This is a genomic window from Pseudomonas sp. FG1 (assembly GCF_034313875.1).
Taxonomy (GTDB): domain Bacteria; phylum Pseudomonadota; class Gammaproteobacteria; order Pseudomonadales; family Pseudomonadaceae; genus Aquipseudomonas; species Aquipseudomonas veronii.
Genome location: NZ_JAVIWP010000001.1, coordinates 48,541 through 66,866 on the forward strand (window position 1 = coordinate 48,541; position 18,326 = coordinate 66,866).

Below are 18,326 nucleotides of genomic sequence, written 5' to 3' on the forward strand. Positions count from 1 at the left end.
CTTTAAGCCAAATCAGAAGTTCACGCCGAAGCTGAGGGCGAGGAAGTCGCGGTCGGTCAGGGTGTTGTAGTCGCCACCAAAAAAGTCGGTGTAACTCAGGCTGGCGGTATAGGTGTTGCGGTAGTCCGCATCGACGCCGACGCTGATCGCCTTGGCGCCCTGGTTGAACAGGCCGTTGGGGCCGTAGCCGTTGACGTCGTGGGACCAGGACAGGTTGGGCTTGAGGTTCACCCCGGCAAACACGTTGTTGTAGTCGAGGATGGCGCGGGCACGATACCCCCAGGAATTGGCCGTGACGAAACCGTCGGTGTCGCCACCGTAACCATAGGCGCCGTATACCGAGTCGCGGCCGTAGCGCAGTTTGCTTTTCGCTTCCAGCCCGCCGACGTGGACGAAGGCGGCCTCTCCCACCAGGGTCAGGCGTTCGGCCCCCAGTACCTGGTCGAAGAACTGAGTCATGGTGCTCTGGATCTGGGTGATTTCCTTGCGCCGGTAACCGGCGTTGTCGGCGCCGAACGAGCTGTGGATCGGCGAGGCGGTGTTGCCGGCAATCGGGTTGACCAGGGCCAGGGTCAGGTCGGTGGTGTTGAGTTGCACCGGCGCATTCGGGCGGTAGCTGATTTCCCCGGTCCAGGCCGTGCCGGTGGGCAGGGTGGTGGAGAAGCTGGCACCGTACAGGCGAATGTCTTCCGGGTAATCGAGATAGTACTGGCCACGGCCGAGCATGGTGCTCTGGGCCAGGGCCGAGCCGGTGCCTGGCGCAATGGCGTTGGCAGCGTTGACGATGCGCCCGATGGTGGCCAGGTTGGTGTTGGCGGTGAGGGTGCCGACGGTCGGCGTGCGGCTGTGGTAGTTCATGAAGTACAGGCCGTACTCGGTGTCGTCGCCCAGCCAGCGCAAGGCCGCGCCGAATTGGCCGCCATCGCGGGCATCACGGTCCTTGGCGCGCTGCACCACGACGCCTTCACGCGTGACCTCAAAGCCCTGGCCGAACGCTGCGGCCACCGGTTGCAACGGCGCAATCGCCGGGCTGCCGACCGTGTAGTTACCGTTGCAACCGTGGGCCGCCACGTCGCCACCAAAGAACGTGCCGCAGTTATCCAGCACGGTGTTTTCCCAGTTCAACTGGTAGAAGCCTTCTACCGTCAGTTGGTTGGTCAGGCTCTGGGAGGCGAACAGCATATTGACCGGTATCAGCCCTTCCTTGATCTCGGCGCCGGGGCGGCGGAAGGCCGATACGTCGATGGGGTTGATGCTGTTGATGGAGTTACCGATAAACGTACTCTCGCCCCAACTCACCACCTGCTTGCCGACGCGCACGTTGCCCGGCAGGTCGGCGATGGAATAGTTGTGATAGACGAACGCATCCAGCAGCTCGTAGCCGGAGGAGCGCGCACCTTCGTCGCGATGGTGATTGCTGATCTGCTTGAACTCGCGGTCTTCGTCCTGCAGCTCGAAGTCGTACCAGTACTTGCCGCGCACGAACACGCCGCTGTCGCCGTACTTGAGTTCCAGGTCGTGGATGCCTTTGAAGATCTTGGAGAAGGTCTCGCCCTTCTTGAAGTTCAGTCGCCCGTCATCCCCGGTGGAAGCCTGCCCCGTGCCGCCATTGGACACGCCCACCAGTTTCTTGTCGGCATCGCGCATGCCCCAGCTGGCGCCGACCGACAGCGAGGAATCGAATTGCCCTTCGATCTCGCCGATGTTGAACGAAACAGCCTGTGCCTGGGCACAGCATCCCAACGCAACCGCGGCGGCCAGCGCCTGCGGCGTGAAGATGGCGCGCATTGTTGTTTTTGTCATGCGTCTTCCCCGGTGAGTGACAGAAGGCCCCACCCTACTGCCGCCCTTCGGGAGCGATAAGCGCACCAAGGAGGTATTCGTGTTGTCGCCCGAAAGGATTAACGCCGCTCTGGCGCGGCTCTGCGCGGGGGCATGCGCCCCATGGATGGCGGGTTATCAGGCCGGTGGATGGCGCCAGGGGGTGACTGTTGTCATATCCGTAACAGTCCTTGTCCTGAAGCGCTATTACTCATTTTGTTACAACCCTCTATTCTTGCCTGGCTTTCAGGGCAAACGGCCCGCTCCCACCTTCGGGAGAACAGCTGAAATTCGACGGATTGGCTACTGTATTCAATCTGTTACCGGTGTTCACTGACGTTGAGTCTGTCGCTCCTTGATCCAACGTCTTACTTTGGCCGCTGCTTTGCAGCGGCCTTTTTTATGCCTGAAAAAAACGGGGCGCCGTTAGCGCCCCGCAGTATTGCTGGTGTATCCGGCAATGATCAGAGACTGAACTTCTGCAAATTCGCCATCATCTCCTTCAAAGCCTCGATTGTGTCCTTGGGATGCACCGCGCCTTCGAAGTCACAGATCTGTTGCCAGTGCGCGGCCACGTCGTCCGGCGAGAACCCGGCTTCCGGGTCGAAGCCCACACCCAGGCTGCGTTCCCAGCGGGTCTTGCCGATCCAGCCGCCGCCCACTTCGAACAAGCCTGAGGTTTCCTGGCACGCCTCGCTGCCCAGGTACACCACCAGCGGGCTGACCAGTTCCGGCTTGAGGCGCTCGAACACCTGCGGCGGGATCAGGCCTTCGGTCATGCGCGTGCCGCCGGTGGGGGCGATGGCGTTGACCAGAATGTTGTTCTTGCGCCCTTCCAGCGCCAGGGTGCGGGTCAAGCCATACAGGCCGAGCTTGGCCATGCCGTAGTTGGACTGCCCGAAATTGCCGTAGATGCCCGACGTGGACGCAGTAAAAATCACCCGCCCATAGCTTTGTTCACGCAGATGAGGCCAGGCGGCGCGGGTGACTTTGTAGGCACCTTCGACATGCACCCGGTAAACCAGGTCCCAGTCGCTGTCGTCCATTTTGTGGAAGGTCTTGTCGCGCAGGATACCGGCGTTGTTCACCACCACGTCGATACGGCCGAACGCATCCAGGGCGTTCTGTACGATTTTCTCGCCGTCGGTGACGGAATCATGGTTGGCTTCGGCGATACCGCCGGCTTCGCGGATTTGTGCGACCACACGGTCGGCCGCCGACGCATTGGCGCCCTCGCCCTGGGTGGAACCGCCGAGATCGTTGACCAGCACTTTGGCCCCGTGCCTGGCGAACAGCAGCGCATGGGCCCGGCCCAACCCGCCGCCGGCACCGGTGACGATCACGACCTTATCCTGGAACTGCACTGACTCACTCATACCGAACTCCAATGGCGACGATGGGAATGGCTCGAGTGTCAGGCACGGCGCCTGCGGTCACAATAAATACGGCCACGGCTGAATGGTGCGCGATAAGGCAGCAGGATGATCGCCTGTTTCAGGAATAGGCCATGCGCGGCGGCGCGTGCGCGATCTGCTGTCGAAACTCCAGGTAATGCTTGAGCACCTGCACCGGCGCTTCGATCTGCGGGTAGTGGCCGATATTGGCCAGCAATACCGTGTCGGCGTGGGGCACCAACTGGCGGTAACGCTCGACCATGTGCGCGCCGGAAATCGGGTCGAACTCGCCGTCGATCACCCGCAGCGGCACGTCGCCACGTTGCAGGGCGCCCACCCAACGCTCACGCAGGCGACGGCGCTGGGGAATGTAGTTGATCAGTTTATGCAGGATGCGCGGCCCGTCATTGCAGTCGATCAGGCTCCAGAAATCATCCAGGGCGCTCTCACTGGGGCGGGTCTGTGCGCCGAAGATCTGGCTGAAGCTGTCGGACAAGGCATTGCGCCCAAACGTGCGACCGATCATCCAGCCCAAGGGGCTGAGCAGCAGTTTCTGCACCAGGGCCAGGCGATGGGTTTCGGGGAACAGCCCGCCATTGAGGAACACGCAACTGGCCATCTGGAAGCGGCCTTCGTGATGCCGCGCCAATAACTCCTGGGCGACGCTGTCCCCGTAATCATGGGCCAGCACATGCACCGGTTGTCGCACATGCAGGTGGTCGAGCAGCGCCTGTTGCAGATCCGCCTGTTCCAACAGGCAATAGTCGTGATCCAGCGGCTTGGCCGAATCGCCAAACCCGAGCATGTCGCAGGTGATCACCAGGTTGCGCTGGGCCAGGGGCTGCCACAGGTAATGCCAGTCCCAACTGGCGGTCGGGAAGCCATGGATCAGCAGCAGCGGCTCACCCTGCCCGGCCACCCAATAGCGAATGGTGTGGCCACGAAAAACAAAACTCTGGCCGCACTTGCGCCAGGCTCTGAGCGGAATTTCGGCGAGAGGCATCAACTTTTATACCCTGGATCTTGCAGGTCCAATTTACGCAGCAGCGCCGGCCAGGCCAGCGCGCCCCCCATACCTTGGGCGCTCTTTGTGACAGCCGCCACCATCGCCCTGGCCCCGGCGAGAATCTGCGGGTCGATGGCGATCAATTCAGCCCCGCCGTTGCGCGCAAGCACTTGGATATCACAGGCGCGCTGAAAGGTGAACATCATCAAGAAGGTGTCGGCGATGGTCGCGCCGCAGGTCAGCAGGCCATGGTTGTGCAGCATCAGGAAATTGTTGTCGCCGAGATCGGCCTGCAAACGGGCTTTTTCCTCGTGGTTCAGCGCCACGCCTTCGTATGCGTGATAGGCCAGGCTGGACAACACGAACAAGGACTGCTGGCTGATCGGCAGTATGCCCTGCTTCTGCGCAGACACCGCAACCCCCGCCGCCGTATGGGTATGCAGCACGCACTCCACGTCGTGGCGCACTTCGTGGATGGCGCTGTGGATGGTGTAGCCGGCCGGGTTGATGTCGTAGGGGCTGTCCATCCGTTTGTTGCCGGCCTGGTCGACCTTGATCAGGCTCGACGCCGTGATCTCGTGAAACATCATCCCATAGGGGTTGATCAGGAAATCATCGGTGCCCGGCACCTTGGCCGAGATATGCGTGAAAATCAGATCATCCCAGCCGTGCAGGGCGACCAGGCGATAGCACGCAGCCAGATCAACGCGCGTCTGCCATTCGGCGGCGCTGACCTGATCTTTGACACTCTGTGGCGATACAACGGGGGCTAGGCTCACGGCAACGACCTCCTTGACGCACTTTCTTATTATTTTTTAAGTGAAGGGTCAGTGTAGTCAGACGTCGTGGCGCAGGTAGTTGCCTTCGCAGCCAGCTTGATGGCCGCACGAGTCAGCCATGAGAATAGTTTAAATCTGTCCAAGTCGCGTCAGAGAAGTGCCGCCAACAAAGGCGCGGCAAACAGGTTGAGCAGCCCCGTCAACACCATCACCAGGCCTGCGACAGAGCCCTCTTCGCCCCCCACTTCATGGGCCCGGCTCACGCCCGCGCCGTGCGCGCCCACCCCAAACAATGCCCCGCGTGCCAAAGGCGTGCGCAGCGGCAGCCACTTGAGCAGCACCCCCCCGAGCATGGCGCCGAACACGCCGGTGAACATCACGAACACCGCCGTCAGTTCCGGCACGCCGCCGAGGTCGGAAGACATCGGCATGGCAAACGGTGTGGTGATCGAACGCGGCACCAGCGACATCGTCACCGCACTGTCCAGCGCCAGCGCCTTGGCCAGGCCGAACGAGGTGCCGATGGACGCCGCGCTGCCGGCCAGCATCCCCAGCAGCAAGGCCGACCAATACCGCGCCAGCAAACGTCGCTGCTGCCAGATCGGCACCGCGAACGCCACCGTCACCGGGCCCAGCACCAGCATCAGCCAATGGGTGTCGCTGGCGTATTCGGCATAGGCGGTGTGCATCGGCACGGCCACCGCGAGCAGCAGCGCGGGCACCAGGATCAGCGGCGACAACAGGTAGCGCCCGGTCCGACGGTAGATCCAGCGACTGAAGAAATACGCGCCCAAGGTCAGGGCAAGCCAGAACACCGGCATCAGTTCAAGCTTCATGGCGCAGCTTCCAGCGACACACCATTTCCACGGTGAAGGCCGTCACCAGCATGACCGCCAGGGTGCTGAAGCCGATCACCAGCAGAATCCGCCAACCGTCATTGCGCACCAGGCCGCCGTAGTCCAGCAGGCTCATCAAGGCCGGAATAAAGAACAACAACATTTCCGCCATCAACACGCCCGCCCCCAGTTGCAGGGCCGCCGGCTTGACCAGGCCGGTGGCGAAAGCCGCCAGCAACAGGCCCAGGCCCATCACCCCACCGGGGATGGGCCACGCCAACCAGGCCACCAGTTGCGTACCGAGCAGGTAGATGGCCAGCAGCACGACCAATTCAGTCAGCAGACGGCCGACGTGTTTGAAGCTTAAACGTTTCATGGGCTTTGGGTCCTCGTAGGCCTCCATTTTAGAGAGAGCGCTTCCATCCCCACAGCGAATTGTTAGACTGCCAACTATTCCAAACTGGAATCGCACCCATGGAATTCAAACAGCTGCGCAGTTTTGTCGAAGTCATCCACCGCGGCGGTTTTACCCAGGCCGGGAAAACCCTGCACATCAGCCAGTCCGCCGTGAGCAAACAGGTCGCACAGCTGGAACACAGCCTGGGCACGCCGCTGCTCGACCGCATCGGCTCGCAGATCCGCCTGACGGCCGCCGGCCAGGTTGTGCTGCAACGCGCCGAAGCCATGCTGCGCCTGCAGAATGAGTTGCTCAGCGAGCTGGACGACATGCAGCACCTGACCCGTGGCGAGTTGCGCCTGGGCTTGCCGCAGTTGGGCGGCGATACGCTGTTTGCCGACCTGTTCGCCGAGTACCGCCGGCGCTATCCGAACGTCACCATCCAGTTGCTGGAGGGCGGCAGTCGCAGTATCGAGCAGGCGATTTTGAGCGGCGAGCTGGAAGTGGGCGGCAGCTTGAAACCCAGCGACCCGGCATTCGCCTGGCAAGACTTCTGCGATGAACCACTGGATGCCTTGCTGCCAATGAACCACCCCTTGGCACAGAACGCCCAGGTGCGCCTGGAAGAATTGGCAGACACACCGTTCCTGATGTATCAGCGCAGCTTTGTCTTGAACGACCGCTTGACGCAGGCGTGTCAGCGGGTGGGCTTTACGCCGAAGGAAGGAGGCCGCAGCGGCCAGGCGGATTTTCTCGCCGCCCTGGTTGCGGCCGGTCAAGGCGTGGTGCTGTTGCCCAGCGTGGTCGCTCGCGGGCTGGTGCGGCCCGGGGTGGTGCGCCTCACGCTGAAGGCGCCCGACTTCCTGCGCTGGGACATCGCGTTTATCTGGCGTGAGGGCGCCTATCTGTCGAAAGCCGCCCAGGCCTGGCTGGCGTTGTTGCGGGAGTTTCCGGTCAGCCGCGCAGGGCAGTGATCAACTCCGCCAACCAGGGCTCGGCGTCGGTTTCCGGGGTGACGCTTTCGCTGGCGTCCAGGCGCAGCATCGGCTGCACTTCGCGCACGCCCAACTCGCTGAACAGCTCGCGCATGTGCTCGCCGCCGGCGCAGAAGGTATCGCCATAGCTGGCGTCGCCCAGGCCGATGACCGCGCCCGGCAAACCGCGCCAGGCCGCGGGCAACTGGTCGCGAATGCTCGAATACAGCGGTTGCAGGTTGTCCGGCAGTTCACCCATGCCGGTGGTGGACGTCACCGCCAGCAACGCCTGCGGGGCGAAGGCCAACACGTCCGCCAGGGTCGCGCGCGGGTTGTGCCAGGCCTCGAAGCCGGCCGATGTAAGGATGCCGGCAGCGTGGCGGGCGACTTCTTCAGCCGTGCCGTACACCGAGCCGGAAAGAATGGCGACTCTCATCAATACTGATCCTGTCATTGAGCGAAAGCCTGGGATATTACCAGCTGGGGCAAATATTTCGGCGCGTGTCGTGCAACATTCAAGACTTGCCATAAACTGGCAGTTCAAGCACACGCCAGGGACCGCGCAATGATTAACGCCAAGCTGCTGCAAATGGTCGTCAACGCTTCCAACGACGGGATTGTCGTGGCCGAGCGGGAAGGCCGGGACAAACCGCTGATCTACGTCAACCCGGCATTCGAGCGCCTGACCGGTTACACCCTGGACGACGTCCTGTATCAGGACTGCCGCTTCCTGCAGTCCGGCGACCGTGATCAACCGGCGCTGATGGCCATTCGCGAAGCACTGGATAGCGGCGGCGCCTGCCGGGAAATCCTGCGCAACTATCGCAAGGACGGCAGCCACTTCTGGAACGAACTGTCGCTTTCAACGGTGTACAACCATGCCGACAAGCAGACCTATTTCGTCGGCGTGCAAAAGGACGTGACCTTGCAGGTCAAGGCCCAGCAGCGCGTCGCGCAATTGGAGGCGGAGTTGGCGCAGGTCAAGGCCGAGCTGGCAGCGATCAAGGCGACGAGCGGGTCTAACAAAACTTAGAAAATGCTGTCATTAGAGCGGATAATGGCGTTTTAACACTCTCCACCTTGAGCAAGATCAATGCAACGCGACGCGCTTCTGACTCAGGACGAGTTGGATTTCATTCAGGACATGCAGCACAACCCCCAGCTCAACCTGCGGGATGCATCGTCGAGCCTGACCGTCAACGGCGCTGCGCAGCTTCGCGATTTGCTCACTCGGCTGGCCGCCCACGATCACGTCACCCTCCAGGCGCAATTCGACAACCAGCAACTCACCTTCCCGCTGCAGTTGGTGGAAGACGAGTTTCATGCCGTGCATTTACGCCTGGGCGTGCCGAGCATTTTTGAAGACGGGCCGATGATTCGTCCGTGGCGCCTGGCTCTTGAAACGCCGGTGGCGCTGGAAAATGTCAGGGGCAACCCGAGTGCGCTGTGGGTGCATGAGGTTTCGTTCAAGGGCGTGCTGGTGGAGATCCGTGGCCGGATCAAGACGCCGAAGACCTTTGCCCTGTGGTTCAGCCCTTCCGGCTATGAACGCATTGCGCTACGCGGCACGCTGGAGCGGGAAACCGCACGGGGACTATTTGCCTATCGCCTGGGCCAGAGCAACCCGGATGAGACCGAGCGCCTGCGCCAATTCATCCTGCACCAGCACCGCCTGGTACATCCGCAGATGCACGCCTGACCTTCAGGTATCCAGGTTACCGCTGAGAAATTGCTGCAAGCGCCGTTGCATCAAGCGTCCTTCATTGCCCAGGCAGCCAACGGCGGAGCCCGTCAGATCGGCCTGGGCCAAGTCCGACGCGGCACCGGCAAGAAACAGCGGGCAATCGAGGGTCAACGCCAGGCGGTTCAAACGCCCGGCCAACGCTTGGGTGTGTGAGTAATTGGAGAAGAGGACCAGCGCCTCGGGTTGCGTCTTTTCACACACCAGCGTCAATTCATCGAAAGGCTGCCCCATCCCCAGCACCTTCACGGCCAGATCGTCTCGACCGATCAACAGCCCCGCCACCAGCAATTCCAATTTACGGCACTCGCCGGGAATGGCCGCGAGCAACACCCGTGGCGCCGCTGACGCACACGCCAGTTGCAAACGCTGCAACACCCGCACCCGCAGGAAGTTGTCGAAGAACAGCCATTCACTGGCTTGGCCGAAGCGCCCCTGATGACGCAACAGGTCGTTCCAAAGAGGCATCAGGATGTCCTGGAACGCCACGTTGAGCGGGTAGGTGGCGATCACCTGGTTGTACAGTTGCTCCAGTTGACGATCATCGAACGCGCCCACGGCCAGCACCAGGCGCGCCTGCCATTGCGGCCATTCGCCTTGCTCGACCGTGTCGTGCTCGACACGCACGGCGGCGGCCTGCTGATCGTCACGCGCAAGGATCTTGCCCACTTTGCTCACGGCCACGCCACGTTCGATCCAATCGACAATGCGATGAACCGTTTGAATATCGGCCCTGGAGTACAGACGATGCCCGCTTTCGGTGCGCGTGGGTTGAATCAGGCCGTAACGCCGCTCCCAGGCGCGCAGGGTGACCGGGTTGATGCCCGTCAATCTCGACACGTCACGAATCGGAAACAACTCATCGGAATCGGCAGGGCTGGGGGCGGTAGATTCGCGAACAGGAGCAGTGATTTCGGGCATCAGAGGTCATGAACGTCCGTTTGAAAGTGAGTCCCATTTAACGCCTTTACCGCGATGTATATCAAGGTGTGTGCCTATCGGACCGATGTCGCTGGCGTATTTCTGCAAAACAGGAATAATCCTTGCTTACCGATAAAGCGTCGCTGCAACACCCCCGCAGCGTCGTCTGTGCGCCACCTACCCGGTTCAGCGCACCCGTCTATTTGGAGATACACAATGTCTACCTCACCCGTCACCCTGATGGTTGCGCGCCGCGTGGCCAAGGGCCGCTATGAAGAGCTGATGGCCTGGCTGCGCGAAGGCGAGCGACTGGCCACTGACTTCCCCGGCTACCTGGGCTCCGGCGTCCTCGCACCACCGCCCCTTGATGATGAATTTCAGATTATTTTCCGCTTTGCCGACGAAAAAACCCTGCATGCCTGGGAATTTTCCGCGTCACGCAGCGCGTGGCTGAGCCGTGGCAGCGAGCTGTTTGCCGACCCGTCCGAGCATCGCGTGCGCGGCATCGATGGCTGGTTCGGTGCAGTAGGTACACGGCCGCCGCGCTGGAAACAGGCGGTGGCGATCTGGCTGGCGTTTTTCCCGGTGTCGTTGCTGTTCAACTTCGGCCTGGGACCATTGCTCGGCGGGCTGGACCTGTTCAGCCGCGTGCTGGTCAGCACCTTGGCGCTCACTCCGCTGATGGTCTACTTGTTCATTCCACTCTCGACCCACCTGCTGGCCAACTGGTTGCACCCTTCGCCGCCACGCGCCAAGGCCAGCGAAGCCGCGGCGTGAGTACAGGGGGGCTCGTCACTGGTATGATTTGACCCTGCCAGCGACTCGAGCCTCCCATGACTGCAACGAACGCCCCGATCCTGATCACCGGCGCCGGCCAGCGCGTCGGCCTGCATTGTGCCGAACGCCTGCTCGACGAGGGCCACTCGGTGCTTTTCAGCTACCGCAGCGAACGCCCCGGCGTGCAGGCGCTACGCGAGCGTGGCGCGATCGGCGTGTTTGCCGACTTCTCCAGCGAAGCCGGGATTCTTGCGTTTATCGCCGAGTTGAAGCGTCATACCCAAAGCCTGCGCGCGATCATCCACAACGCTTCGGCCTGGATCGCGGAAACCCCGGGCGACGAAAGCCGTGCCTTTACCGACATGTTCAGCGTACACATGCTTGCGCCGTACCTGATCAACCTGCATTGTTCACCCTTGCTGCATCGCTCTTCACCCGCCGACATCGTGCATATCAGCGATGATGTGGTGCGCAAGGGCAGCCGCCAGCACATCGCCTACTGCGCCACCAAGGCCGGGCTCGACAGCCTCACGCTGTCGTTTGCCGCGCAGTTTGCGCCGCTGATCAAAGTCAACGGCATCGCCCCGGCGATGGTGATGTTCAACGAAGGCGACGACGCGGCCTACCGTGCCCAGGTACTGGCCAAGTCGGCACTGGGCATCGAGCCCGGGCCCGAGGTGATTTACCAGAGCGTGCGTTACCTGCTGGACAACCCCTACGTCACCGGTACCACCCTGACCGTCAACGGTGGGCGGCATATCAAGTAAGCCGTTTGTGAGGATGTTGTATGACCTTATCCCTGCCCCACCACTATCGCGAGATCCTTAAAGGCCTGGGTGAAGACCCGGAACGCGAAGGCCTGCTCGACACCCCCAAGCGTGCCGCCAAAGCCATGCAATACCTGTGTCATGGCTACGAGCAAAACCTCGAAGAGATCGTCAACGGTGCGCTGTTCGCCTCCGACAATGACGAGATGGTGATCCTCAAGGACATCGAACTGTACTCGCTGTGCGAGCACCACCTGCTGCCCTTTATCGGCAAGGCTCATGTGGCCTATATTCCGACCGGCAGGGTGCTGGGCCTGTCGAAGCTGGCGCGCATCGTCGACATGTTCGCGCGGCGCCTGCAGATCCAGGAAAACCTCACGCGGCAAATCGCCGACGCCATCCAGGACGTGACCCAGGCCTCCGGCGTGGCGGTGGTGATCGAAGCCAAGCACATGTGCATGATGATGCGCGGCGTGGAAAAACAGAATTCAACCATGAACACCTCGGTGATGCTCGGCGCGTTCCGCGAGTCGAACACCACGCGCATGGAGTTCCTGCAACTGATTGGACGGAGCAAGTAGCAATGCCACAACTTCAACCAGGCATGGCGCGCATCCGGGTCAAGGACCTGTGCCTGCGCACCTATATCGGCATCAACGAGGATGAAATCCTCAACAAGCAGGATGTGCTGATCAACCTGACCATCCTGTATGCCGCCCAGGACGCCGTGCGCGACAACGATATCGACCACGCGTTGAATTACCGCACCATCACCAAGGCGATCATTGCCCACGTCGAAGGCAACCGCTTCGCCCTGCTGGAGCGCCTGACCCAGGAACTGCTGGACCTGGTGATGAGCAACGAGTCGGTGCTGTATGCCGAAGTCGAAGTGGACAAGCCCCACGCGCTGCGCTTTGCCGAATCGGTTTCGATTACCCTGGCGGCCAGCCGCTAACCCCTGGATTTACGTGAGCCCTATGACCGATCAACAACGCCTCGAACTCGAAGCCGCCGCCTTTCGGCGGCTGGTCGCACACCTGGACAGCCGCAAGGATGTACAGAATATCGACCTGATGAACCTCGCCGGCTTCTGCCGCAACTGCCTGTCCAAGTGGTACAAGGCCGAGGCCGACGAGCGCCAGATCGCGCTGAGCCTCGATGACGCGCGTGAAGTGGTGTACGGCATGCCGTATGCCGAGTGGAAAGCCCAATACCAGCAAGAAGCCAGCGCCGAACAACAGGCGGCGTTCGCCAAAGGAAAACCCCATGACTGACCTGAACACCCTGCGCGCCAGCCTCGACAGCGGCGAACATCTCTTCGCCGACACCTTGGCCTTCGTTGCCGCCGGTTACGACTACCAGCCGCAAGCCTTCACCAACGGCACCGTGGAAAACGCCGCCGGGCAGAACGAAGGTTCGTGCAAGACCCTGGGCCTGGCCTTGCTGGAAGGGTTGAGCGACCAGCACGCCTTGTTGGCGTTTGGCGAGCATTACCGTTCGGTGGTCGCCACGCCTGAGGGCAGTGACCATGGCAATATTCGGGCGTTGATCGCGCACGGGTTGGCGGGTGTGAAGTTTGACCAGCAACCACTGACTCGCCGCTGATCCAACGTGCAAACCCGATTTAATGTGGGAGCTGGCTTACCTGCGATGGCGGCGGTAAATCCTGCATAGACGTTGGCTGACACACCGCTATCGCAGGCAAGCCAGCTCCCACAGTGATTGGATTACCAAATTGAGATAGCGATGGATCATCAAATCCCGCGCAAAAAAAACCGGCTTTCGCCGGTTTTTTCATTTCAGCGGGTTCAGACCTAAGCGTTCTGCAAACCGTCGAGGTAACGCTCGGCATCCAGGGCCGCCATGCAACCGGCGCCGGCCGAGGTGATGGCCTGGCGGTACACGTGGTCAGCCACGTCACCGGCGGCGAAGATGCCTTCGATGTTGGTCGCCGTGGCATTGCCTTCGCGACCGCCCTGCACCACCAGGTAACCGTCTTTGGCGTCCAGCACGCCTTCGAACAGCGAAGTGTTCGGCGTGTGGCCGATGGCGATGAACACGCCGTCGACTGTCAGCTCGTCGAAGCTGCCGTCGTTGTTTTTCAGGCGCGCACCGGTCACGCCCATGTTGTCGCCGAGGACTTCATCCAGGGTGGCGTTGAGCTTGAGGATGATCTTGCCTTCAGCGACACGCGCGTGCAGCTTGTCGATCAGGATCTTCTCGGCGCGGAAGGTCTCGCGACGGTGAATCAGGGTCACGGTGCTGGCGATGTTGGCCAGGTACAGCGCCTCTTCCACGGCCGTGTTGCCACCGCCGACCACGGCGACCGGCTTGTTGCGGTAGAAGAAACCGTCGCACGTCGCGCAGGCGGACACGCCCTTGCCCATGAACGCTTCTTCCGACGGCAGGCCCAGGTAACGGGCGCTGGCGCCGGTCGCGATGATCAGCGCGTCACAGGTGTAGACGCCGCTGTCGCCGGTCAGGCTGTAAGGCTTTTTCGAGAAGTCGACCTGGTTGATGTGGTCAAACACGATCTCGGTTTCGAAGCGCTCGGCGTGCTCTTTCATACGCTCCATCAGCACCGGGCCGGTCAGACCGTGGACGTCGCCCGGCCAGTTGTCGACTTCAGTGGTGGTGGTCAACTGACCGCCCGCCTGCATGCCGGTGATCAGCAGTGGCTTGAGGTTGGCTCGGGCAGCGTAGACGGCAGCGCTGTAACCGGCAGGGCCGGAACCGAGAATAATCACTCGCGAATGACGGGTATCAGACATGACTCGCTCCTGTCGACCGCCCGGACAACAAGGCGGCTGGAATAAAAAAGGACCGCGAAGCACTTGGGGAAGGCTTGAACTCGCAGATCCTGAAAATAATGGGTGCAGCGTATAGAGGGGGGCAAGATTAAGGAAATACGGAATAACAATCCAGCTCATAGGCAGTATCTATGCAGCAGGCCCAGTTGATCGACGCGTTTGTTTCTGCTGATGTCCTGGCATTGCGCATGCTTTCGTCCTGAAGGCAAAGCCGGTAAGGTCGGCGCGTTCGTCATTCTGCTCGGAGTTCTCCATGCCCGCCCCTGTTCTTTCCGGTCCGCAATACCTGCGTGAAGGCCTCAAACTGGTGTTGAGCCCCGGCCTGCGCCTGTTTGTGCTGCTGCCGCTGGCGATCAACCTGGTGCTGTTCGTCGGCCTGATCTATTTCGCCGGCCATCAGTTCAGCCTGTGGGTCGACGCGTTGATGCCGACGCTGCCCGGCTGGCTGAGTTTCCTCAGCTATATCCTGTGGCCGCTGTTCGTGGTGCTGGTGGTGTTGATGGTGTTTTTCACCTTCACCATGCTCGCCAATGTCATCGCTGCGCCGTTCAACGGTTTTCTCGCGGAGAAAGTTGAAGTGGTGGTGCGTGGCACCGACGATTTCCCGCCGTTCAGTTGGGCCGAGCTGGTGGCGATGGTCCCGCGCACCCTGGCGCGGGAGATGCGCAAGCTGGGCTACTTCCTGCCGCGGGCCATCGGCCTGTTTATCCTGTCGTTCATTCCGGTGGTCAACCTGATCGCCGCGCCGTTGTGGCTGCTGTTCGGCGTGTGGATGATGGCGATCCAATACATCGACTACCCGGCCGACAACCACAAGCTGGGCTGGAACGAAATGCTCGCCTGGCTGCGCCAGAAACGCTGGCAGAGCATGAGCTTCGGCGGCAGCGTCTACCTGGTGCTGCTGGTGCCGGTGGTCAACCTGCTGATGATGCCGGCGGCGGTGGCCGGGGCGACGTTGTTCTGGGTGCGCGAGCAAGGTGCCGAGACGGCGTTGAACACACCGCGATAACGGTACGCTGGCCGGTCGACCGTTGCCGGAACTGATTGTTTTTTGAGGCCACACAACCTGAGCCGACCTTGGGGCAACCGAGGTCGGCAACCAAACCCGTGACAACAGGAGCCTCACAATGATCAGCACGCTTCCCAACCTGCCAACAAACACAGGACTCAGGATCGACCCGCCTCCCATCGGGCCATCCCCCACCCCGCCAACAAACCCAGCACCCAGGCCCGGCCAGCGTCCCAAATGGCAGCCATCCCGCCCCCGTCAAGAAACCCAGCACCCAGGCCCGACGCGCCTCCCAGCGGGCCACCCCGCACCCCACCCAGCGTCCCGCCATCAAAACCAGGACCCTGGTCCGGGCCACTGCTTCCCGACTATCCATCCAGGGACCAGAATACAAAACCAACAGACAGTAGCTCGATCAGCGTGCCCCCAAACGCGAACGGGACTCTGAACCCTGGTGACCGTGAATTCGGCCCGCAAAATAAAGTGCTCGGTGTGCAAGATACGAGCTATGTCACGCCGTCTAAAATCACCTTCTGAGCCCCCCAGGCCAGCGATCTGCACAGAGCCGAAGGGCTCTGTGCTTAAAGGATTGGCGCATTGCCGCCTGCCGCCAATGCCCGTCATAAATCCATCATCTGTATGACACATCGGCGACACAGCCCACAGCGACACTGTGGGTCATGACGACAGCTTCGCTTCACATCACTCTGATTACCGAAACCTTCCCGCCAGAGATCAACGGGGTGGCCAATACATTGGGTCGCCTGTGCGAGGGTTTGCGCGCGCGCGGCCATCAGGTCGAACTGGTGCGCCCGCGCCAAGGCATTGACCAAAGCCGCCCCAGCGACAACGAATTGCTGCTGTGCCGCGGTTGGCCGTTGCCCGGCTATCCAGGCCTGCAATGGGGCCAGTCGTCGATGCACAAGCTGCTGCGCCGCTGGACACGCCAACGCCCGGATGTGCTGTACATCGCCACAGAAGGACCGCTCGGGTTGTCGGCACTACGTGCAGCGCGTCGCTTGGGGATCAGCGTGGTCAGCGGTTTTCACACCAATTTCCAGCAGTACTCGAACCAGTACGGCCTGAGCATGTTGAGCCGCGTGGTCACGCACTACCTGCGCTGGTTTCATAACCGCTCGACCTTGACCCTGGTACCCAGCGCCAGCCAACGCCTGGAGCTGGAGCGCCGCCACTTCGAACGCCTGGGGATGTTGTCGCGCGGGGTCGACAGCCAGTTGTTCCACCCGGCCAAGCGCGATAACGCCTTGCGCGAAAGCTGGGGCCTGGGCAATGACGATATTGCAGTGCTGCACGTCGGGCGCCTGGCGCAGGAAAAGAACCTGGGCATGCTCAAGCGCTGCTTCGATGCCTTGCGCAGTACTTATCCACAGCGTCGCCTGCAACTGATCGTGGTCGGCGACGGACCGCAACGCGCGCTGCTCGAGCACGACCTGCCGCACGCCATATTCTGCGGCACCCAGCGCGGCGAAGAACTGGCGCGACACTACGCCTCGGGAGACCTGTTCCTGTTTCCCAGCCTGACCGAAACCTTCGGCAACGTGGTGTTGGAAGCCATGGCCTCCGGACTCGCGGTGGTGGCATATGACCAGGCGGCCGCGACCCAGCATATCCGCCACGGTTACAACGGCGTGCTGGCGATGCCCGGCGATGAGGAAGCGTTCTGCGACGCGGCCAATTGGCTGCTGGAAGATCGCGAGCATTTGCGCAGGGCCCGCCTCAATGCGCGCCATCATGCCAGTCACCAGGGCTGGCCGGCGATCATCGAGCAGTTCGAGAACCAGTTACGCGATGTGTGCGCAGAACCGTTGGCCGCTCCAACGCAGCCTTATGTTCGTTGAACGATCTGCGAATAACGTCAGTTAGTTCGCCTTCCCTCCAGCCTTCCCCCTGAATAACGGCTTCATCATTAGGATTTTTTACCTGAAGCCATCGGAGTCGGCACGCCACAACAGGATATTTCCGGAACGTCGCGCGATTTATCGCCACCTACATGACACCTGCCAAGGAAGAGGTGTCTGTCTCTGGACGCACTCAAAAAAGGCAGGTCATTCATGATGAAACATTAATTAGAGAGCACTATGTCGACACTGATAAATGGATCAATGGCGCTGCGATTCCAACCGTTCAACACGCCCACTCAAGGGCCGACAGACACCTGCCCATCCAACAGCGCCCAGTACGATCACGGACGACCGTCACACCCACAGCCCTATAACGCGAACCACGGCTGGAACCGCCCGCAGCCGGCACGTCCGGGCAACCAGTGGCAACGCCCGCAACCGTCGCGCCCTGGAAACGATTGGCAGCCGCCGCAGAACGACTGGCAGCGCCCGCCACAGAACGGCGGCTATCGCCCGCAACCCACACACCCTGGAAACAACTGGCAGCCGCCGCAGAATGACTGGCAGCGTCCGCCGCACAACGACGGCTATCGCCCGCAACCCACACGCCCGGAAAACAACTGGCAGCCGCCGCAGAATCAATGGGAACGTCCGCACAACGGCAGCGGCTATCGCCCACAGTTCACTGACCGCCCGTCAACGCATGACGGTCAAGCATCCTACGCCACCACGCAATATGCAGCGGTCCATTCCGAACGGGCGGAAGATGCCTACTACGGTTAATCCGGATAGGCCAACAACAAGACAATAGGCCTTGAAAAACCCAACGCGCTGAAAACCGGCGGGAGGCCGGGCGCTGTCTACCCGGCCTCCCGCCCGAGCTAGCGGACCGTGTTGCACACCGATTGCCATAGGTTGCGCAAGGTTTACTCGATATTTCCCCCTGGAACGGCGAACGGTGGATGACCAATCATAGATACCTGCTGCTAACGCAGGTCCCTTAGATCAATGGAGACCCTGAGATATGGCAATTTACGGAATGGGAGTGCGCAATGGCATCAACATGCCAACCGCAGAGTGGACGCGTCAGCAACAATGGCTGGATCAGTCTCGAGCAGCACCGCCCACTTATGACCAGGCTGCGCGCCAAGACGGGCACAAGACCGATCACCGCCAGGAGCTGCGCAAGTCAGTAGAGTATTGACCGCTCCAACTGAACAGCTCCCGGTGGC

At 61.4% G+C, this 18,326-nt stretch carries 22 protein-coding genes; 13 read left to right on the plus strand and 9 right to left on the minus strand.

Translation table 11 applies throughout. The features are described from left to right. Positions 1-12: 12 nt before the first annotated feature. The 6 genes from RGV59_RS00235 to RGV59_RS00260 form a co-directional block, all read right to left on the minus strand. Positions 13-1,803: a DUF1302 domain-containing protein gene (locus RGV59_RS00235; protein ID WP_102618923.1), complete on the minus strand. Its 1,791-nt coding sequence runs from the start codon at positions 1,801-1,803 to the stop codon at positions 13-15. A gap of 482 nt (positions 1,804-2,285) precedes the next feature. Continuing rightward, complete coding sequence (locus RGV59_RS00240; protein ID WP_017847774.1) at positions 2,286-3,197, minus strand: SDR family oxidoreductase; 912 nt, start codon at positions 3,195-3,197, stop codon at positions 2,286-2,288. Positions 3,198-3,315: 118 nt separating this feature from the next. Then, on the minus strand, positions 3,316-4,218 hold the full coding sequence (locus tag RGV59_RS00245; RefSeq protein ID WP_017847773.1) for an alpha/beta fold hydrolase: 903 nt from the start codon (positions 4,216-4,218) through the stop codon (positions 3,316-3,318). Further along, entirely contained in the window at positions 4,218-5,000 is a 783-nt protein-coding gene (locus RGV59_RS00250; protein ID WP_046382099.1) for a class II aldolase/adducin family protein, read from the minus strand. Before RGV59_RS00250 ends, RGV59_RS00245 begins: the two co-directional genes overlap by 1 nt. Before the next feature lie 149 nt (positions 5,001-5,149). Beyond that, complete coding sequence (locus RGV59_RS00255; RefSeq protein WP_046488163.1) at positions 5,150-5,836, minus strand: LrgB family protein; 687 nt, start codon at positions 5,834-5,836, stop codon at positions 5,150-5,152. Beyond that, entirely contained in the window at positions 5,826-6,212 is a 387-nt protein-coding gene (locus tag RGV59_RS00260) for a CidA/LrgA family protein (protein ID WP_046385176.1), read from the minus strand. The genes RGV59_RS00255 and RGV59_RS00260 overlap by 11 nt, the downstream gene beginning before the upstream one ends. 98 nt (positions 6,213-6,310) lie before the next feature. On the opposite strand from RGV59_RS00260, the gene RGV59_RS00265 reads away from it, so the two are divergent. Beyond that, positions 6,311-7,207: a LysR family transcriptional regulator gene (locus tag RGV59_RS00265; RefSeq protein ID WP_017847769.1), complete on the plus strand. Its 897-nt coding sequence runs from the start codon at positions 6,311-6,313 to the stop codon at positions 7,205-7,207. Here RGV59_RS00265 and RGV59_RS00270 read toward each other — a convergent pair. Continuing rightward, complete coding sequence (locus tag RGV59_RS00270; protein ID WP_017847768.1) at positions 7,188-7,643, minus strand: flavodoxin; 456 nt, start codon at positions 7,641-7,643, stop codon at positions 7,188-7,190. The genes RGV59_RS00265 and RGV59_RS00270 overlap by 20 nt on opposite strands. A 129-nt stretch (positions 7,644-7,772) precedes the next feature. On the opposite strand from RGV59_RS00270, the gene RGV59_RS00275 reads away from it, so the two are divergent. Beyond that, positions 7,773-8,240, plus strand: coding sequence for a PAS domain S-box protein (locus RGV59_RS00275; protein ID WP_017847767.1), 468 nt, complete (start codon positions 7,773-7,775; stop codon positions 8,238-8,240). 60 nt (positions 8,241-8,300) lie between these two features. Then, on the plus strand, positions 8,301-8,906 hold the full coding sequence (locus RGV59_RS00280; RefSeq protein ID WP_046488172.1) for a hypothetical protein: 606 nt from the start codon (positions 8,301-8,303) through the stop codon (positions 8,904-8,906). Between the two features lie 3 nt (positions 8,907-8,909). On the opposite strand, the gene RGV59_RS00285 is transcribed toward RGV59_RS00280, so the two are convergent. After that, positions 8,910-9,869 (minus strand): MerR family transcriptional regulator, encoded by a 960-nt coding sequence (locus RGV59_RS00285; protein ID WP_126586656.1) that lies wholly within the window; start codon positions 9,867-9,869, stop codon positions 8,910-8,912. Between the two features lie 216 nt (positions 9,870-10,085). Between RGV59_RS00285 and RGV59_RS00290 the strand changes: the two genes are divergently transcribed. Genes RGV59_RS00290 through RGV59_RS00315 form a run of 6 tightly spaced genes read left to right on the plus strand, consistent with a single transcriptional unit; the run spans position 10,086 to position 13,018 of the window. Continuing rightward, on the plus strand, positions 10,086-10,646 hold the full coding sequence (locus tag RGV59_RS00290) for an antibiotic biosynthesis monooxygenase (protein ID WP_017847764.1): 561 nt from the start codon (positions 10,086-10,088) through the stop codon (positions 10,644-10,646). Between the two features lie 56 nt (positions 10,647-10,702). Next, complete coding sequence (folM, locus tag RGV59_RS00295; RefSeq protein ID WP_017847763.1) at positions 10,703-11,413, plus strand: dihydromonapterin reductase; 711 nt, start codon at positions 10,703-10,705, stop codon at positions 11,411-11,413. A gap of 20 nt (positions 11,414-11,433) precedes the next feature. Then, positions 11,434-11,994 carry a GTP cyclohydrolase I FolE gene (folE, locus tag RGV59_RS00300; protein WP_017847762.1) on the plus strand — a complete coding sequence of 187 codons (561 nt, stop codon included), beginning with the start codon at positions 11,434-11,436 and terminating at the stop codon, positions 11,992-11,994. 2 nt (positions 11,995-11,996) lie between these two features. Beyond that, positions 11,997-12,368 (plus strand): dihydroneopterin triphosphate 2'-epimerase, encoded by a 372-nt coding sequence (folX, locus tag RGV59_RS00305; RefSeq protein WP_026140129.1) that lies wholly within the window; start codon positions 11,997-11,999, stop codon positions 12,366-12,368. A gap of 22 nt (positions 12,369-12,390) precedes the next feature. Next, complete coding sequence (locus RGV59_RS00310; RefSeq protein WP_017847760.1) at positions 12,391-12,687, plus strand: DUF1244 domain-containing protein; 297 nt, start codon at positions 12,391-12,393, stop codon at positions 12,685-12,687. After that, positions 12,680-13,018 carry a HopJ type III effector protein gene (locus tag RGV59_RS00315; protein WP_017847759.1) on the plus strand — a complete coding sequence of 113 codons (339 nt, stop codon included), beginning with the start codon at positions 12,680-12,682 and terminating at the stop codon, positions 13,016-13,018. Before RGV59_RS00310 ends, RGV59_RS00315 begins: the two co-directional genes overlap by 8 nt. A 209-nt stretch (positions 13,019-13,227) precedes the next feature. Here RGV59_RS00315 and trxB read toward each other — a convergent pair whose 3' ends face one another. After that, entirely contained in the window at positions 13,228-14,184 is a 957-nt protein-coding gene (gene trxB / locus RGV59_RS00320; protein ID WP_017847758.1) for a thioredoxin-disulfide reductase, read from the minus strand. Positions 14,185-14,476: 292 nt separating this feature from the next. On the opposite strand from trxB, the gene cysZ reads away from it, so the two are divergent. The 4 genes from cysZ (at position 14,477) to RGV59_RS00340 (ending at position 18,298) form a co-directional block, all read left to right on the plus strand. After that, complete coding sequence (gene cysZ, locus RGV59_RS00325) at positions 14,477-15,232, plus strand: sulfate transporter CysZ (protein ID WP_017847757.1); 756 nt, start codon at positions 14,477-14,479, stop codon at positions 15,230-15,232. 680 nt (positions 15,233-15,912) lie between these two features. Then, on the plus strand, positions 15,913-17,091 hold the full coding sequence (locus tag RGV59_RS00330) for a glycosyltransferase family 4 protein (protein ID WP_017847755.1): 1,179 nt from the start codon (positions 15,913-15,915) through the stop codon (positions 17,089-17,091). Positions 17,092-17,355: 264 nt separating this feature from the next. Continuing rightward, positions 17,356-17,877 (plus strand): hypothetical protein, encoded by a 522-nt coding sequence (locus tag RGV59_RS00335; RefSeq protein ID WP_108524594.1) that lies wholly within the window; start codon positions 17,356-17,358, stop codon positions 17,875-17,877. A 241-nt stretch (positions 17,878-18,118) separates the two neighbouring features. Further along, the gene (locus RGV59_RS00340; protein WP_032804636.1) at positions 18,119-18,298 is read left to right on the plus strand and encodes a hypothetical protein; all 180 of its coding nucleotides are present in this window, start codon (positions 18,119-18,121) and stop codon (positions 18,296-18,298) included. Positions 18,299-18,326: the final 28 nt, after the last annotated feature.

Excerpts from the sequence above, each read along its gene's own strand:
- RGV59_RS00260 (WP_046385176.1), bottom strand. The coding sequence starts at position 6,212 with ATGAAACGTTTAAGCTTCAAACACGTCGGCCGTCTGCTGACTGAATTG.
- RGV59_RS00275 (WP_017847767.1), top strand. The coding sequence starts at position 7,773 with ATGATTAACGCCAAGCTGCTGCAAATGGTCGTCAACGCTTCCAACGAC.
- RGV59_RS00310 (WP_017847760.1), top strand. The coding sequence starts at position 12,391 with ATGACCGATCAACAACGCCTCGAACTCGAAGCCGCCGCCTTTCGGCGG.
- RGV59_RS00280 (WP_046488172.1), top strand. The coding sequence starts at position 8,301 with ATGCAACGCGACGCGCTTCTGACTCAGGACGAGTTGGATTTCATTCAG.
- RGV59_RS00240 (WP_017847774.1), bottom strand. The coding sequence starts at position 3,197 with ATGAGTGAGTCAGTGCAGTTCCAGGATAAGGTCGTGATCGTCACCGGT.
- trxB (WP_017847758.1), bottom strand. The coding sequence starts at position 14,184 with ATGTCTGATACCCGTCATTCGCGAGTGATTATTCTCGGTTCCGGCCCT.
- RGV59_RS00290 (WP_017847764.1), top strand. The coding sequence starts at position 10,086 with ATGTCTACCTCACCCGTCACCCTGATGGTTGCGCGCCGCGTGGCCAAG.
- RGV59_RS00340 (WP_032804636.1), top strand. The coding sequence starts at position 18,119 with ATGGCAATTTACGGAATGGGAGTGCGCAATGGCATCAACATGCCAACC.
- cysZ (WP_017847757.1), top strand. The coding sequence starts at position 14,477 with ATGCCCGCCCCTGTTCTTTCCGGTCCGCAATACCTGCGTGAAGGCCTC.
- RGV59_RS00285 (WP_126586656.1), bottom strand. The coding sequence starts at position 9,869 with ATGCCCGAAATCACTGCTCCTGTTCGCGAATCTACCGCCCCCAGCCCT.
- RGV59_RS00245 (WP_017847773.1), bottom strand. The coding sequence starts at position 4,218 with ATGCCTCTCGCCGAAATTCCGCTCAGAGCCTGGCGCAAGTGCGGCCAG.
- RGV59_RS00335 (WP_108524594.1), top strand. The coding sequence starts at position 17,356 with ATGGCGCTGCGATTCCAACCGTTCAACACGCCCACTCAAGGGCCGACA.
- RGV59_RS00315 (WP_017847759.1), top strand. The coding sequence starts at position 12,680 with ATGACTGACCTGAACACCCTGCGCGCCAGCCTCGACAGCGGCGAACAT.
- RGV59_RS00235 (WP_102618923.1), bottom strand. The coding sequence starts at position 1,803 with ATGACAAAAACAACAATGCGCGCCATCTTCACGCCGCAGGCGCTGGCC.
- RGV59_RS00255 (WP_046488163.1), bottom strand. The coding sequence starts at position 5,836 with ATGAAGCTTGAACTGATGCCGGTGTTCTGGCTTGCCCTGACCTTGGGC.
- RGV59_RS00270 (WP_017847768.1), bottom strand. The coding sequence starts at position 7,643 with ATGAGAGTCGCCATTCTTTCCGGCTCGGTGTACGGCACGGCTGAAGAA.
- folX (WP_026140129.1), top strand. The coding sequence starts at position 11,997 with ATGCCACAACTTCAACCAGGCATGGCGCGCATCCGGGTCAAGGACCTG.
- RGV59_RS00265 (WP_017847769.1), top strand. The coding sequence starts at position 6,311 with ATGGAATTCAAACAGCTGCGCAGTTTTGTCGAAGTCATCCACCGCGGC.
- folE (WP_017847762.1), top strand. The coding sequence starts at position 11,434 with ATGACCTTATCCCTGCCCCACCACTATCGCGAGATCCTTAAAGGCCTG.
- RGV59_RS00330 (WP_017847755.1), top strand. The coding sequence starts at position 15,913 with ATGACGACAGCTTCGCTTCACATCACTCTGATTACCGAAACCTTCCCG.
- folM (WP_017847763.1), top strand. The coding sequence starts at position 10,703 with ATGACTGCAACGAACGCCCCGATCCTGATCACCGGCGCCGGCCAGCGC.